Raw genomic sequence first — 15,170 nt, 5'->3', positions numbered from 1 at the left:
TCGGTGAGCACTTTGGCGAGCAGGATGGTTCTCATGAACGCGAGCATCGAATCCATCACCTGCGCCGACTCGGCCGAATGGGAAGCGTGGCTGGCCGCGAACCATGCCTCGGCGGACGAGGTGTGGGTGCGGATCGCGAAGAAGGGCGCGCCGGAGCCATCGGTGACCATCACCGAGACGCTCGACGGCGCGCTCTGCTACGGCTGGATCGACAGTCACCGGCGTTCCCTCGACGCGCATCACTACCTGCAGCGATACTCGCCGCGACGGGCCCGCAGCCCGTGGTCGCAGGTCAATGTCGCCAAGGCCGAGGCGTTGATCGCGGCCGGTCGGATGCGGCCCGCCGGTTACGCGGCGATCGAGGAGGCCGTCGCCGACGGGCGCTGGGCAGGAGCCTACGAACGGCAAAGCACCGCCGAAACCCCTGCCGAGCTGGCAGCCGCCCTTACCGAATCACCCAGGGCGGCAGCTGCTTACGAGGCGCTGAGCCGATCGGAGCGGTATCGGCTCTTCCTTCCGATCCTCAAAGCGGCTACGCCGCAAGAGCGGGCGGCCCGCGTCGCCCAAGCCCTCACCGCACTCCGACCAGCCCCGGCGACCGCCTTCAGCGAGGTCGCGCGGCACCAGCACACCCTGTAGCCAGCGGGTTCGGGGCTCCCCGCCAGCGGTATTCAGAGCTCTTTCACCAGGATGGCGCGGGTGTAGAGGAGCGAGAATCCTCGGCCTTGCGCGTTCTGCTGCGACTTGGAACCGGGCGCGGTGGTGACTGTCGCCAGATCACAACCGGCCTTCGCCGCATCGTTGAGACGTGTTGTCAGCAGGGCGGTTTGCACGCCTCGTCGGCGATGCGCCGGCAGGGTCGCCGCGCCCGCGAGGGCCGCGATCCCACCGTCGGTGTGCAGGCTCGCGCCGCCGGCCGCCACCCCGTCTCGGTAGGCGAGGTAGCGACGGGTCCGGTTGGCCGAAGCCATGTCTCGCATCACCGTGGCAATCGCCTCGCGCGGAAATTCCTCGTGGGTCGGACCTTCGTCGGGATGGGCGAACCCGTCGACCACCACATCGAGCCACGCACCGAGATCTTCCCCGGCATCGAGCCGCACCTCCACGCCGTCCGGCACGGCGAACTCGTCGCCGGCCAACCGCATCCCGAGCACATTCTCGAACGACATCAACCGATACCCCCGCCCCGTCAGCTCCTCCCCGATCCCCGACGCCCCCAACTGCGACAACTCCACCTGCACCGGACACCCCACCCGCGCATAAGCCTCTTCGATCGCCTCCCACTCCCCCACGGACGGCACCCCGCCGAACCCGACCCCCACCACCTTGTTCAACGGCGATCCCATCCCCGCGAAACAAGCCGCCCCGCCCCCGATGTCCCGGACGAACCCCTCGACTCCCCGCCCGATCCCGACCCGAGTGGCCCCCACGATCGCCGCGGTCTCCACCCGCTCGATCCGTGCCGCCAAGTCCCCGCCGCAGAACAATGCCCGACCGTTTTCACTCATCCCCCACTTATATCCCCCGTGTCCAGCGAGTTTCCGCTCCCGAACCAAGATCACCACGCGCTGGTGGCGGCGACCTCTCGGCCGATGCCGCCACCAGCGCGTGGTGATCAGGTGTTCAGTTCAGGCGATGCGCAGGGTGACGTCGCCGAGGACGGGTGCGTCGGCGCGGTCGACGGCCGTGACCGCCGCGACGAGCGTGTCGGCCTCCCGCCACACCTTGGTGCGCAGGGTTTCGCCGGGGTAGAGCACGCCGGTGAACTTCGCGCGGAAGCCCGCGACGCGGGTGGCGTCACCGTCGAGCAGGACATCGGTGAGCGACTTGCAGACCACGCCGTAGGTGCACAGTCCGTGCAGGATCGGTGCGGGGAACCCGGCCGCCTGGGCGAATTCGGGGTCGGAGTGCAGTGGATTGCGGTCACCGCAGAGGCGGTAGAGCAGTGCCTGCTGCGGCAGGGTGGCGGTGGTGAGTTCCGCGTCGGGGGCGCGGTCGGGGAGCTCGGCTTTCGTGCTCGGCCCGCGTTCGCCACCGAAACCACCCTCGCCCTTGGCGAAGATCGACGAGCGCGCCGTCCACAGCGGTTCCCCGTCCGCACCGGTGACGGTGTGCTCCTGCACGATCACCGCATTGCTGCCCTTGTCCCAGACCTCGGAGATCCGGCCGACGGACACGGCCTTGCCCGACGCGGGAATCGGTTTGTGCACCACCACTTCCTGATGACCGTGCACCACCTTCGCCAGGTCGATCTCGACGCCGGGGAAACTCACACGCGGCGCGGCGGTCTCGCCGAGGGTCGGGGCGACGGTGGCGAAGGTGGGCAGCACCTGGGGTTCGCTGTCGTCGAGATAACGCAGCTCGACCGGGTCGGTGCAGCGCGCGCCCGCGCCGAGACCCAGGTGATAGAGCTGCACATCCGTGGGGGTCCAGCTGAATTCGCGGCTGGGCAGCGCCGCGCCGAGCGCGATCTGTGGATCGATGGGCACTACTTCACTTCCTTGGCGGTAGAGGACTTCTTGCCGACGATGTCGAGCACGGACAGGTAGGCGAAGGTGATCGCGGGACCGATGGTCGCGCCGGGGCCCGCGTAGGTGTGGCCCATCACCGGTGAGCTGCAGTTGCCCGCCGCGTAGAGGCCGTCGATCACCGAATCGTCTTCCCGCAGCACACGTCCGGCGGTATCGGTGACGAGGCCGCCCTTGGTGCCAAGGTCGCCGGGGACGATCTTCGCGGCGTAGAACGGGCCCTGCGAGATCTCGGCCAGGCACGGGTTGGGCTTCACGGTCGGGTCACCGTAGTAGCGGTCGTAGTGGCTGTCGCCACGACCGAAGTCCTCGTCCTTGCCCTTGGCCACGAAGCCGTTGAACCGCTCGACGGTTCCCGCGAGCGCGTCGGCGGGAACACCGATGCGGGCGGCGAGTTCGGCGATCGTGTCGGCCTTGACGATGTTGTCGTTCTCCATCCAGCGCTTCGGAAACCGCTGTCCCGGTTGCAGACCCGCGAAGATGTAGCGGTTGCGGTAGCGCTGGTCGAACACCAGCCAGGCGGGCACGTTCTCGCCGGGACCGGGCCCCTGGCCGTACTCGCCGCCGTACATGGTGTGCACGGCCTCCACATACGGGGCCGACTCGTTGCCGAAGCGCACGCCGCGGTCGTTGACCATGATGGTGCCGGGCAGGTTGCGTTCGGCCAGCGCGAACCAGGGCTTGCCGCCCTTGAAGATCGTCGGACCCCACCAGGCGTCCTCCATGAACCCGACCGTCGCTCCTGCCGCCATACCCGCGACGATGCCATCGCCGGTGTTGGCCGCGGCACCGGTTGTCCACTCAGTGGTTATCGGCTGCCGCTGGTACTTCGCGCGCATGTCCGCGTTGTGCTCGAAACCGCCGCTGCCGAGGATCACGCCGTAGCGCGCGGTGAACGTGACCGATTCGCCGTCGACGGTGGCCTTGACGCCGGTGATCCGGCCGTCGGTCTCCACCAGGTCGGTGAGAGGCGTGTTGAGCAGGACCGGAACGCCCGCGTCGAGCAGGCCCTTGCGCATGGCGGCGATGATGGCCTGGCCCATGCCGAGCAGGTGCTTACCGGTGAACTTGGCCAGGTAGGTGCGTGCGCCGACGCGCAGCGCCCGCATCATGCCCTTGGGGTGGCGGCGGATCAGGTTCAGCCGCACGAAATCGGCCTGCATCACGACCACGTTCATCGGCGCCTTGGCATACGGCGGCTCGAGATTGGCCAGCTCCGCGCCGAGCACCTTGCCGTTGAAGGGTGTCGGTTCGCACGAACGGCCCTGGCCTAGGCCACCTGGAGCCTCGGGGTAGTAATCGGAGTAGCCGGGCACCCACTTCATTTTCAGCGGCGTGTGGTCGAGCACGAAGTCGAACGCCTCGGCGCCGCGATCGAGGTAGGTGTCGATCTTCTCGGCGGGCACCACGTCGCCGATGATGCTGTGCAGGTAGGTGCGCGCCTCGTCGCGATCGTCGGGGCGGCCCGAGGCGAGCAGCGCCTTGTTCCCCGGAATCCACACCCCGCCCCCGGACCGGGCGGTCGACCCGCCGTAGTGCGCCGCCTTCTCCAGCACCACCACGCTCAGCCCGTGGTGCGCCGCGGTGAGGGCGGCGGTCATTCCAGCGGCGCCACTCCCGACGACCACCACATCGTATTCCCGATCACTCATGTAGAACACGTTATAGAATCAGGGCGAGGTTGCGCTATCTTGTCTGGAAGAAGCCCGAATAAAAAGGTTGAAAACCGGTTACAGTTTGGCTGTCCAGCCGAGCAGATTTCCCCAGGAGGTACCCGTGCTGTCCGACGCGCAGCGGAGTGAACTCGCCGATGAACTGGCGCGCGCCGAACACGACCGGGTGGCCGTGCCGCCGCTGGTCGACCGGTACCCCGGCATCGACGTGGTCGACGCCTACGAGATCCAGTTGCTCAACATCCAACGCCGACTCCGGGACGGGGCACAGGTGGTCGGGCACAAGGTGGGGCTGTCGTCCAAGGCGATGCAGCAGATGATGGGCGTCGACGAACCCGATTACGGGCATCTACTGGCCGAGATGGAAGTCTTCGAAGACGTCCCCGTCGACACCTCGCAGTACCTGCTGCCCCGCGTGGAGGTCGAGGTCGGGTTCGTCCTCGGCAAGGACCTGCCCGGCGAGGACTGCACCGAGGAAGACGTCCTCGCCGCGACCGTCGCCTACGCACCCGCGATCGAGTTGATCGATTCGCGGATCGAAGACTGGAAGATCGGGCTGGCCGACACCATCTCCGACAACGCCTCCTCGGCCGGGTACGTCCTCGGCGAACAGCGCGTGGCCCCGGCCGATATCGACATCACCGCCATCGACGCGGTCCTGACCCGCAACGGTGAGGTCGTCGCCGAAGGCCGCAGCGACGCGGTCCTCGGTGACCCGGTGATCGCGGTGGCCTGGCTGGCACGCAAGGTCGCGACCTTCGGCGTGCGGCTCAAAGCCGGTGACATCGTGCTGCCCGGCTCCTGCACCCGCGCCATCGACGCCCGCCCCGGCGACGACTTCCACGCCGAATTCACCGGACTCGGTTCGGTCCGTTTGCGTTTCAGCTGACCTTCCCTAGGAGTATTCCGTGACAAGTAAAGTCACCGCCGCGATCGTGGGGTCCGGCAATATCAGCACCGATCTGCTGTACAAGCTGATGCGTTCGGACAAGATCGAGCCGCGCTGGATGATCGGCATCGACCCGGACTCCGAGGGCCTGAAGCGGGCAAGCGGGCTCGGTTTGGAAACCTCCGCCGAGGGCGCGGACTGGTTGCTCGCCCTGGACGACAAACCGGACCTGGTGTTCGAAGCCACCTCCGCCTACGTGCACCGCGCGTACGCGCCGAAGTACGAGGCCGCGGGCATCCGCGCCGTCGACCTCACTCCCGCCGCTGTCGGCCCGGCCGTGATCCCGCCGGTGAATCTGGATTCGTTGCGGGACGCGCCGAACGTCAACATGATCACCTGTGGTGGGCAGGCGACCATCCCTATGGTCGCGGCCGTTTCGCGGGTGGTGCCGGTGCGGTACGCCGAGATCGTGGCGTCGGTGGCGTCGGTGTCGGCCGGGCCCGGTACCCGCGCCAATATCGACGAGTTCACCAAGACCACCTCCAAGGGTGTCGAAACGATCGGCGGCGCCCAGCACGGCAAGGCCATCATCATCCTGAACCCCGCCGAGCCGCCGATGATCATGCGCGACACCATTTTCTGCTCCATTCCCGAAGACGCCGACCGCGACGCCATCGCCGACAGCATCCTGCGGATGGAGAAGTCCATCCAGGAGTACGTGCCCGGCTACCGGTTGCTCAACGAACCCCAGTTCGACGACCCGTCGGTGGTGTCCGGCGGCATGGCGAAGGTGTCGATCTTCGTCGAGGTCGAAGGTGCGGGCGACTTCCTGCCCCCGTACGCGGGCAACCTCGACATCATGACCGCCGCCGCGACCCGCGTCGGTGACGTGCTGGCCGATCAGATCATCTCGGCTCGGGTGTAAGGAGTTTCCGCAATGAGCACAATCCTGAAGCCCTTCTCGGGCGAACTCGATGTCCGCGTCACCGACACCTCACTGCGTGACGGGTCGCATCACAAGCGCCACCAGTTCACCGTCGACGAGGTACGCAATATTGTTGCCGCCCTCGACAGTTCCGGCGTGCCGGTCATCGAGGTGACCCACGGTGACGGACTCGGTGGGTCTTCGTTCAACTACGGGTTCTCCAAGACCCCCGAACAGGAACTCGTCAAAGCCGCGGCCGAAACCGCGAAACAGGCCAAGATCGCCTTCCTCATGCTGCCCGGTGTGGGCGTCAAGGAAGACATCAAGATCTCCCAGGACAACGGCGCCTCGATCTGCCGCATCGCGACCCACTGCACCGAAGCCGACGTCTCCATCCAGCATTTCGGGCTCGCCCGCGAACTCGGCCTCGAGACCGTCGGGTTCCTGATGATGGCCCACTCCACCACCCCGGAGAAGCTGGCGAAACAGGCGCGCATCATGGCCGACGCCGGCTGCCAGTGCGTGTATGTCGTCGACTCCGCCGGTGCCCTTGTGCTCGAACAGGTTTCCGACCGCGTCGCCGCACTGGTCGCCGAGCTCGGTGACGATGCCCAGGTCGGTTTCCACGGCCACGAGAACCTCGGCCTCGCCGTCGCCAACTCCGTCTACGCGGTGCGCGCCGGAGCCACCCAGATCGACGGCTCGGCCCGCCGTTTCGGCGCGGGCGCGGGCAACCTCCCCGTCGAAGCGTTCATCGGGGTCTGCGACAAACTCGGCATCAAGACCGGCGTCGACTTCTTCGCCGTCACCGACGCCGCCGAAGACGTCGTCCGCCCCGCCATGCCCACCGAATGCCTCCTGGACCGCCAGGCCCTGATGATGGGCTACGCGGGCGTCTACTCCAGCTTTCTGCGCCACGCCGAACGCCAAGCCGAGCGCTACAACGTCTCCGCCGCCGAAATGCTCGTCCGCGCGGGCAAACGCAAACTCGTCGGCGGCCAAGAAGACCAACTCATCGACATCGCCCTCGAACTCCAACGCGAATCCGCCTCGTCCTGACCACCCCCGATCCCGAAACAAAAGCGCGTCACCACCTGAACACGTGATCACCACGCTCTGGTGGCGGCATCGGCCGGGAAGGCAACGCCACCAGAGCGTGGTGATCACATGGCCAGGGCGTGGGCGCGCGAGTTGTCGGTGGGGTGGGGGAATATGTGGCGCATGGGGGCTATCGATGGGGCGTTCGTCGGGTCGTGGGCTGTCGCCGCGGGGGCGGTTACGCGGTGGGAGTTGCGGCACGACTTCGATCGGATCGCGCCGGATGTCTATGTGGCGCGGGGATGTCGACTGGATGCGGTCGGGCGGGCCAAGGCGGCGGTGCACTGGAGTAAAGGGGCGGGGGTGATCGTGGGGCTTTCGGCTGCGGCGATGCACGGTAACCGGTGGCTTGACGCGGAGTTGCCCGCCGAGATCGCGATTCCGACGTATCGCAGGCCGCCGGCTTGGATCAGAACCCGGCAGGCACACATCGCCCGCGATGAGTGCTGCGATATCGACGGGTACCTCGTCACATCTCCCGCCCGCACTGCCTTCGATCTCGCACGCCGCTTGCCGAGGAAAGAGGCCGTTCCGGTCCTCGATGCACTGTGTCGGGCGACGAAGCTTGCGCCGCCAGAAGTGCTTTCCTTTGCCGCGACCCACGCCGGGGACCGTGGGTGTGCTCAGGTCCGATCGGTGATGCCGCTGGTCGACCCGGGCGCCGAGTCGCCGCCGGAATCACAGACGCGAATGTTGATCGTCGAGAACGGACTTCCGGCGCCGACCACCCAGATCGTCGTGCGGAACACCGCTGGCGGTTTCCTCGCCCGTCTCGACATGGGGTGGAAGAAATGGTGTGTGGCCGTCGAATACGACGGAGCCCATCATTGGACCGACCCCGCCCAGCGTACAAAAGACATCGACCGCGCCGCTGTCCTTGCCGAACACGGCTGGCAGGTGATCCGAACAGGCGCGAATCTCCTCTACACACGTCCTCACATACTTCTCGACCGAATCGAATTCGCCCTCTCAGCACGAGGCGCTTTCCTGAACACCTGATCACCACGCTCCGGTGGCGGCATCGACCGAGAGGTCGCCGCCACCAGGGCGTGGTGATCTCGGTCAGGGTGGGGGGAGGGTGGTGTGGGGGGATCGGGGCGTGAGGGTGGTGGTGAGGAATGCGTAGATGGTGACGATGAGGATGGGGGCGGCCAAGGGGGCCCAGGCCAGGTGGACAGGGACCAAGGCCGCGGTGGTCGCGGCGATGGTGAACAGGACCGCGCCGCCTACCGAGGGGATGGTCGTGGGGACCACGCCTTCGGGAGCGTGCAGGACCGCGGCGTTGAGAAGATAGGTGGTGGCTACCAGACCTGTTGCCGCCGAGGCGATTACGCCCACGTCGGCGAAGGCGAGGGCGGCGACGGCGGTGAGGACCGCGGCGACCGAGGCGGGGCGCCACCACCAGCTCGCGATGACGAAAGCCAGGGCCGGTACGCCGAGGATCGGGTTGATCAGGGCGACCGAGGCGACGAGCAGCAGGCCGGCCAGCAGGGCGAGGAATCTGGTCATCGGCGCACCCGCACTGTTCGACGGTGTTCGGGGAGCAGGCGCATGGCCTGGTCGAGGCGGGTGCCGTCGGGCCAGGCGATGATGTCGACGCCGACGGTGCCCATGTCGCGATACATCGAGGCCCGCTCGAGCTGCCACATCTTGGCCATGGTCGGGTCGAGGCCCTCGGCGAAGGGGGTACCGCGCAGCACATCGACGGCGACCACCACGTGACCGCGTTTGCGCAGGTCGATGAGGGCGAGCGCGAATTGGGTGTCGAGCAGGGTGGAGAAGGCGACGATGATCGCGCCGATCGGCACCGCGGCGTGCGGGGCCAGGGTGCCGGTGTGCTCGACATGTTCGTCGCCGACGCCGAGGACGGTGTCGACGATCCGGTAGAACTGCCTGCGTCCGATATCGGGACGCAACCAGCGCGGCGACTCACCCAGACACACCACGGCGGTGCGGTCACCGGCCTGCAGCGTGGACTGCACCACCTGGGCGGCGCCGCGCACCGACAGTTCCAGCGAGTCGCTGGCGGGCCCGGGGGCCTGCTGGGAGGTGTCGACGAGCACAACTACGTCGGCCGAGCGGTTGGTGAAGCGCTCGGTCACATAGAGCCTGCCGCGACGCGCACTCACCGGCCAGTTCACGGTGCGTAGCTGGTCGCCGGGGGCGTAGGCGCGGATGTCGGCGTATTCGACACCCGGCCCGTGCTTGCGGGTGAGGTGGGTGCCGATGCGATCGGGCAGCTCGGTGCGCGGCATGCGCATCCGCTGCGGATCGGCGATCGGGTAGACGTAGAGATTCGCGGCGGGCAGCTCGGCGGTGGCGACGGCGAGCCCGGCCGGGCTCAGCGCGGTCACCGCTGCCTGCACCGGGTAACGCCCCCAGCGGGTGGCCGAGAGTGCCAGCCGCATCCCGGCCGGTGCACCACCGGAATCGTGGGATTCCTCCACCTCGAGGTCGAGACCGGTGAGGGGAACCGGGGCCATCCGCAGCAGCGCGTGCCCGCTCTCGACGAACGCCGCGGCGACGGCGGTGACGACCTCACCCTCGAAACAGCGGACGGTGCCGCTGCCGTCGACCTGGATCCTGGTCGGGTTCTGCTGCCACGGTGCGGTGGCGAGCACCCCGAGCATCGGTGCGGCGAAGACGACGAGCTGCCACTGCCCGCGCAGCACCGCAACGACCAGCGCCGCCGCGGCGCAGCCGGCGAGGATGAACACCAAAGGCGCCGGGCGCCACCGCAGGTCGACCTCGACGGTCTTCGATTCGTCGCGGTGCTTCATGTGCTCGTGGCGCGGGGAACCGGTAGCCTGCGCAGCAGTTCGGCGATGACGTCCTCGCCGCGGATGCGCCGCACCCACATCTCCGGGCGCAGCGTGATGCGGTGCGCCATGGCAGGCACGGCGAGCGCCTTCACGTCCTCGGGGATCACGTAGTCGCGGCCGAGCAGCAGGGCACGCGCGCGCGACATCTGCACCAGGTCGAGTTCGGCGCGCGGGCTGGCACCGACCTCCACCTGCGGATGACTCCGGGTGGCGGAGGCCAGCGCGACAACGTAATTCACCACGTCGGGGTGCACGGTGACGAACTCGACCGACTGACGCATCTCCATCAGCCCCTGCGCGTCCACCACCTGGCCCACCTGCGGTGGGGTGGAACCGCGTTCGAGCCTGCGCCGGATCATCTGGGTCTCGTCCTGCTCGGACAGGTACCCCAGGCGCAGCTGGATGGCGAACCGGTCGAGCTGGGCCTCGGGCAGCGGGTAGGTGCCCTCGTACTCGATCGGGTTGTCGGTGGCCAGCACGATGAAAGGCTGTGGGAGCAGGTAGGTTTCGCCGTCGATACTCACCTGTCCCTCGGCCATCGCCTCGAGCAGCGCCGCCTGGGTCTTGGGCGGGGTGCGGTTGATCTCGTCGGCGAGGAGCACATTGGTGAACACCGGTCCGCGCCGGAAGTTGAACCGCCCGGACGACATGTCGTAGATCGTCGATCCCAGCAGGTCGGCGGGCAGTAGATCCGGCGTGAACTGCACGCGGGTGAAGTCCAGGCCGAGCGCGGCCGCGAAGGAACGCGCGATCAGCGTTTTGCCCAGGCCCGGCAGATCCTCGATGAGGACATGGCCCCCGGACAGCACGGCGATCATGATGAGCTGCATCTCATCGCGCTTGCCGACCACGACCCGGCCCAGCTCACGCAGTACCGCGTCGGAGCGCTGGACGGTCACGTTCAACGGCATTGTCATCGGTGGCCTCTAACCCCTCACATCGACTGCAATCGGCGCAGGATCTCGTCCAGCGCCGCCCTACCCGGTGCGCGACCCGTCTGGTCGCGCAACGACGAATTCGCCGGGTCCACCCAGCGCCACAGTTCGGGACCGAACTGCAGCTGACCGGCCACCTCGATGGCTCTGCGGTTCTTGGATACCCGCATGCCGGTGGACAATTCGAACTCTTTGGCCAGCAGCGGGCGCAGGTGCCGGTCCCAGTCGGCACGGGTACCGTCGGCGCGGGCGACGAGCATCTCGGCGCGGGCATGCCAGCGGCCGAGCATCTCGGCGGGACCGTTGTCGATGTACTCGGTGAGCGGCTCCTCGCGCCGCACCCGGTAGCGCAGCGACCACACCAGGACACCGAGTGCGACCGCGACCGGCAAGGCGACGGCGAGCGGAAGCAGATCGCGGTCGAGCCGCAACAGCACGACCTCGAGCACCAGCACCGCGACCACCGCCGTCACGACCACGGTCGTCCGGTTGGACCTGATCTCTTCCCCGGGATTCACGCGACCTCCACGCGACGGGCCGCCCGACGTGGGCCGGTCATGCGGGCACCACCCGTCGCTGCAGGTCGGAGAGCACGATGCGCAGCAGTTGTTCGGCGCGCATGCGCTGCCATTCGAGCATCGAGTGGGGGCTGAACCTGGCCTCCTCGAAGAGCGCGACCAGTTCGCGGGCGGAGGCGTCGTGCAGCACGCCGCTCTCGAAGGCTCTGGCCAGCACCTCCATCGGGGTGTCGGAGGCCTTCGGGCGGGCGATGCTGTCGGTGGACAGGCCGCGTTCCATGGCCACGTAGCAGGCGATGATCGCGGTGCGCGGGTCCTGGCCCGGCGCGTTCATCGCGGCCAGGCCCATCTCGGCGGCCCTGGTGAGCGAGTCGACATCGCTGGCCGACGGTGCGGCGGGCTCGTCGGCGACGGCTTGCTCGGGGGCACGCCGTGCGGCGACCGCGACGGCGGCGAGCCCGGCCAGCGCGACCGCGATCAGGGTGATGGCCAGTCCCGCCGCGATGAGCAGGGCGGTGCCGGTGAGTTCGGTCGGTCCCGCGGTGGGGTCGGGCGCGGGCGCGTCGGTGGGGGTGGGTACCGGGCCCGAGCCCTCGGACAGGGTCTCGGCGGCCGGGCGCACCGGCCGGGCGCCGGGCAGCAGGAACAGAGCGGTGACGCCCGCGGCGAACATCAGGGCGACGGAGGCGATGAGCATCGGCACGAGCACCGCGAGCCTGCGCCACTGGATTCTCGGCAGCGCGATGTCCTCGTGTTGCGGCTTGGCGAGCGGGAGGCGATGCTGACTGGCGACGACGCCGGCCACCAGGATGACGATCGAAACCAGCAGCAGCACCGGCATCACCGCGACGAGCAGCGGTGACGGGGCGCCCGATGACTCGTCCGGTCCGGCTCCGGGAAGACTGCCCTGCAACGCGAAAGTCGCGCAGGCCACCAGTGCGATCACGACGATCGCCCGCGTAATGGGCTGATTCACCCCGATCACAGCTGTACCACCAAACCCCAGAGACTGCACAAATCAGCCACATAGTTACATGCCGGGCGGTTCGCTCGGGAGGAAATCGGCTCTTTTGGATTTCCTCCTATTCATTGTCCCCCTCGCGGCAAGGGGCACGCTACGCAGTGCGAACGGTGTGAGCTCCGGTTAATGAGAGTTCACCGAGCCGGCTCGCGGTGCGCGCGAGGTCCGGCACGACGGGTACCCCGGTGGTCAGTTCGGTGACGGGTTCGGCCGCGTGGACCGTGCACGGCAGGTCGGCGTCGTAGAGGATGTCGACCAGATTCACCAGCCGCATCGCCCAGTCCGGTGGCACCGCGCGCAGCGGTGGTACCGCGACCAGGGTCCAGCGGCGGAAACGCGTGGTCAGGCGCAGGTAGTCGGCGGCGCTGGTCGCGGTGCCGCACAGGTGCTCGAAGGCGAAGGTCACCGCGTCGCCGTCGACGGATTCCGCGCGCACGGTTCGTCCGTCGGTCAGGTCGAGTACCACGCCGGGACCGGCGGTGCGCTCCGTCGACACCACGTATCGGCCGGCACAGAATCCGTGGTCGTCACGGGTGCCGAGAGTGCGGTAATCCAGCGGACCGTCGAGGGTCACGACCTCGAGGTTGGCGAGGATGCGCTCGATGGTCGGCACGAACCGGTCGTGGAACAGCGGGTTCGGCAGCAGACCCGCGGGCGGATAGTTCGACGTGACCACCAGGGTGCGACGCTCGGCGAACAGCGTGTCGAGCAGCCGGGCCACGAGCATGGCGTCGCCGATGTCGTGCACGTGGAACTCGTCGAAACACACCAGATCCGCGTCACCCAGCAAACGGCCGATCGCATTTTCGATCGAACCCAGTTCGTGTACCGCGGTGTGCAATGCGGCGAAAAAATTGTGGAAATGAAAGCGGCGCTTGCGAATCGGATCGGCCGAAGCGAAGAATCGATCCATCACCATTGTCTTGCCACGCCCGGGCCTGCCGTGCAGATACACCCCGCGCGCCCGTTTACGCACCCGCCCGTTTCGATCGAGCAACTCCCCGAGCCGCCGCGCCGCCGCCGTCTGCCCGGAATCGAGAACCACCGTCACACCGACCTCCTCGTCCCACCCAGTTGTAGTGGGGCGAGGGAGCCGGGCAACAGACATGGTGACGTGCTCAACAGGTGCGCTGAGTCACTCCGGCGCGAAACCTCAGGCGGTCAGCACCAATCCGGAGGTGGGGACGCCGGTGCCCGCCGTGACGACGATCCGTTCCAGGTCGTCGACCTGGTTCACCGAGGTGCCGCGGATCTGGCGGACGGCTTCGGCGATGCCGTTCATACCGTGGATGTAGGCCTCGCCGAGCTGGCCGCCGTGGGTGTTGAGCGGTAGGCGGCCGCCGAGTTCGATGGCACCGTCGGCGATGAAGTCCTTGGCTTCGCCGCGACCACAGAAACCCAGTTCCTCGAGTTGCATGAGGACGAAGGGGGTGAAGTGGTCGTAGAGGATGGCGGCCTGCATGTCGTCGGCGGTGAAACCGCTTTGCGCCCAAAGCTGTTCGCCGACCAGGCCCATTTCGGGCAGGCCCGTCATGGCGTCGCGGTAGTAACTGGTCATCACGTACTGGTCGGGGCCGCTGCCCTGGGCGGCCGCGGCGATGACGGCGGGACGCTGCGGAAGATCGCGGGCGCGTTCGACGCTGGTGACGACGATGGCGACACCGCCGTCGGATTCCTGACAGCAGTCGAGCAGATGCAGCGGTTCGGCGATCCAGCGCGAATCCTGATGCTGCTCCAGCGTGATCGGCTTGCCGTGAAAGAAGGCGTTCGGGTTGACGGACGCGTGCTTGCGATCGGCGACGGCGACCTTCCCGAAGTCGGCGCTGGTCGCACCGGTGACGTGCATGTACCGGCGCGCGACCATCGCCACCTGCGCGGCGGGTGTTCCGAGACCCTGGGGATAGGCCCAGCCCGCGTCGATCCCCGAGGACGTCGGTGCGGCGGCGAGCGCGGGCGAGAACTGGCCGAAGCGAGCACCGGAGCGTTCGTTGAACGCGCGGTAGGCGACCACCACATCGGCCACACCGGTGGCCACCGCCATCGCCGCCTGCTGCACGGTCGCACACGCCGCACCGCCGCCGTACCCGATGTGGCTGAAGAACTTCAGGTTCGGGATGCCGACCGCCCTGGCCACAGCGGCCTGAGTGTTGGTGTCCATGGTGAAGGTGGTCAGGCCGTCGACATCGGCAGGGGTGAGACCCGCGTCGGCCAGGGCAGCGGTGACCGCCTCCGCGGCCAGCCGCAATTCGCTGCGGCCGGAGTCCTTGGAGAAGTCGGTGGCACCGATACCGACGACGGCCGCGCGGCCGGACAGCGTGCTCATTTCGGCTCCAGATCGGGGACGGCGATGACCGAGGTGGCGATGATGTGCTCACCGAGGCTGTCGCGGCCACGGACGTCGACGGTGATCAGGGTGTCGTCGATCTCGGTGACCGTGCCCGAAAGGGTCAGCGTGTCACCGGCATACAGCGGAACCCCGAGACGCAGCGCGATCGACTTCACCCGTGCGCGCGGTCCGGCCCAGTCGGTGACGAAACGCTGCACCAGGCCGGTGTCGGTGAGGATGTTGACGAAGATGTCGTCGGAACCGCGCTGCACGGCCTTGTCGCGGTCGTGGTGCACGTCCTGGAAGTCCCTGGTGGCCAGGGCGGTACTGATCACGAAGGTGGGATCGGCATGGATCACCAACTCCGGCAGAGTGGTTCCCACCGCGAGAGCGGCGGGATCGATGGTGGTTGTCACGAACGGGTCCTTTCCGGAC

General features: G+C 67.9%; 16 protein-coding genes. 5 read left to right on the top strand and 11 right to left on the bottom strand.

Annotated features, from left to right (window positions below):
* The first annotated feature begins 33 nt into the window (after window positions 1-33).
* Window positions 34-639: a YdeI/OmpD-associated family protein gene (locus AB0I35_RS29755; RefSeq protein ID WP_357399636.1), complete on the top strand. Its 606-nt coding sequence runs from the start codon at window positions 34-36 to the stop codon at window positions 637-639.
* Window positions 640-671: 32 nt separating this feature from the next.
* Here the strand turns inward: AB0I35_RS29755 and AB0I35_RS29750 are convergent, their stop codons facing one another.
* From AB0I35_RS29750 to kstD, 3 genes are all read right to left on the bottom strand, one after another.
* Entirely contained in the window at window positions 672-1,508 is an 837-nt protein-coding gene (locus tag AB0I35_RS29750; protein ID WP_357399667.1) for a GNAT family N-acetyltransferase, read from the bottom strand.
* A gap of 120 nt (window positions 1,509-1,628) precedes the next feature.
* The gene (locus AB0I35_RS29745; RefSeq protein WP_357399635.1) at window positions 1,629-2,489 is read right to left on the bottom strand and encodes a MaoC/PaaZ C-terminal domain-containing protein; all 861 of its coding nucleotides are present in this window, start codon (window positions 2,487-2,489) and stop codon (window positions 1,629-1,631) included.
* Window positions 2,489-4,180: a 3-oxosteroid 1-dehydrogenase gene (kstD, locus tag AB0I35_RS29740; RefSeq protein ID WP_357399634.1), complete on the bottom strand. Its 1,692-nt coding sequence runs from the start codon at window positions 4,178-4,180 to the stop codon at window positions 2,489-2,491. The genes AB0I35_RS29745 and kstD overlap by 1 nt, the downstream gene beginning before the upstream one ends.
* Window positions 4,181-4,304: 124 nt before the next feature.
* Here kstD and AB0I35_RS29735 point away from each other — a divergent pair, with 124 nt between their 5' ends.
* The 4 genes from AB0I35_RS29735 to AB0I35_RS29720 all read left to right on the top strand — a co-directional run bounded on the left by AB0I35_RS29735 (window position 4,305) and on the right by AB0I35_RS29720 (window position 8,112).
* Window positions 4,305-5,090, top strand: a complete 786-nt coding sequence (locus tag AB0I35_RS29735) for a 2-keto-4-pentenoate hydratase (RefSeq protein ID WP_357399633.1) — start codon at window positions 4,305-4,307, stop codon at window positions 5,088-5,090.
* Window positions 5,091-5,109: 19 nt separating this feature from the next.
* Window positions 5,110-6,015: an acetaldehyde dehydrogenase (acetylating) gene (locus tag AB0I35_RS29730; protein WP_357399632.1), complete on the top strand. Its 906-nt coding sequence runs from the start codon at window positions 5,110-5,112 to the stop codon at window positions 6,013-6,015.
* A gap of 12 nt (window positions 6,016-6,027) precedes the next feature.
* Window positions 6,028-7,074: a 4-hydroxy-2-oxovalerate aldolase gene (gene dmpG, locus AB0I35_RS29725; protein WP_357399631.1), complete on the top strand. Its 1,047-nt coding sequence runs from the start codon at window positions 6,028-6,030 to the stop codon at window positions 7,072-7,074.
* A gap of 231 nt (window positions 7,075-7,305) precedes the next feature.
* A complete protein-coding gene (locus AB0I35_RS29720) occupies window positions 7,306-8,112 on the top strand; it encodes a hypothetical protein (RefSeq protein ID WP_357399630.1) in 807 nt (268 codons plus the stop codon).
* A gap of 63 nt (window positions 8,113-8,175) precedes the next feature.
* Here AB0I35_RS29720 and AB0I35_RS29715 read toward each other — a convergent pair whose 3' ends face one another.
* The 8 genes from AB0I35_RS29715 to AB0I35_RS29680 form a co-directional block, all read right to left on the bottom strand.
* Window positions 8,176-8,622 carry a hypothetical protein gene (locus tag AB0I35_RS29715; protein ID WP_357399629.1) on the bottom strand — a complete coding sequence of 149 codons (447 nt, stop codon included), beginning with the start codon at window positions 8,620-8,622 and terminating at the stop codon, window positions 8,176-8,178.
* On the bottom strand, window positions 8,619-9,893 hold the full coding sequence (locus AB0I35_RS29710) for a DUF58 domain-containing protein (protein ID WP_357399628.1): 1,275 nt from the start codon (window positions 9,891-9,893) through the stop codon (window positions 8,619-8,621). The genes AB0I35_RS29715 and AB0I35_RS29710 overlap by 4 nt, the downstream gene beginning before the upstream one ends.
* Window positions 9,890-10,852, bottom strand: a complete 963-nt coding sequence (locus AB0I35_RS29705; RefSeq protein ID WP_067495609.1) for a MoxR family ATPase — start codon at window positions 10,850-10,852, stop codon at window positions 9,890-9,892. The genes AB0I35_RS29710 and AB0I35_RS29705 overlap by 4 nt, the downstream gene beginning before the upstream one ends.
* A gap of 17 nt (window positions 10,853-10,869) precedes the next feature.
* On the bottom strand, window positions 10,870-11,388 hold the full coding sequence (locus tag AB0I35_RS29700) for a hypothetical protein (RefSeq protein WP_357399627.1): 519 nt from the start codon (window positions 11,386-11,388) through the stop codon (window positions 10,870-10,872).
* A 37-nt stretch (window positions 11,389-11,425) separates the two neighbouring features.
* Window positions 11,426-12,364 (bottom strand): DUF4129 domain-containing protein, encoded by a 939-nt coding sequence (locus AB0I35_RS29695; RefSeq protein WP_357399626.1) that lies wholly within the window; start codon window positions 12,362-12,364, stop codon window positions 11,426-11,428.
* A gap of 139 nt (window positions 12,365-12,503) precedes the next feature.
* On the bottom strand, window positions 12,504-13,460 hold the full coding sequence (zapE, locus tag AB0I35_RS29690; RefSeq protein ID WP_357399625.1) for a cell division protein ZapE: 957 nt from the start codon (window positions 13,458-13,460) through the stop codon (window positions 12,504-12,506).
* Window positions 13,461-13,562: 102 nt separating this feature from the next.
* Window positions 13,563-14,732: a lipid-transfer protein gene (locus AB0I35_RS29685; RefSeq protein WP_357399624.1), complete on the bottom strand. Its 1,170-nt coding sequence runs from the start codon at window positions 14,730-14,732 to the stop codon at window positions 13,563-13,565.
* Complete coding sequence (locus AB0I35_RS29680) at window positions 14,729-15,151, bottom strand: MaoC family dehydratase (RefSeq protein ID WP_357399623.1); 423 nt, start codon at window positions 15,149-15,151, stop codon at window positions 14,729-14,731. Before AB0I35_RS29680 ends, AB0I35_RS29685 begins: the two co-directional genes overlap by 4 nt.
* Between the last annotated feature and the right edge of the window lie 19 nt (window positions 15,152-15,170).

It is taken from the genome of Nocardia sp. NPDC050378, from assembly GCF_040655675.1.
Lineage (GTDB): Bacteria > Actinomycetota > Actinomycetes > Mycobacteriales > Mycobacteriaceae > Nocardia > Nocardia coubleae.
The sequence above is the reverse complement of the archived record's forward strand: the minus strand, read 5'-3'. Positions and strand labels throughout refer to the sequence as shown.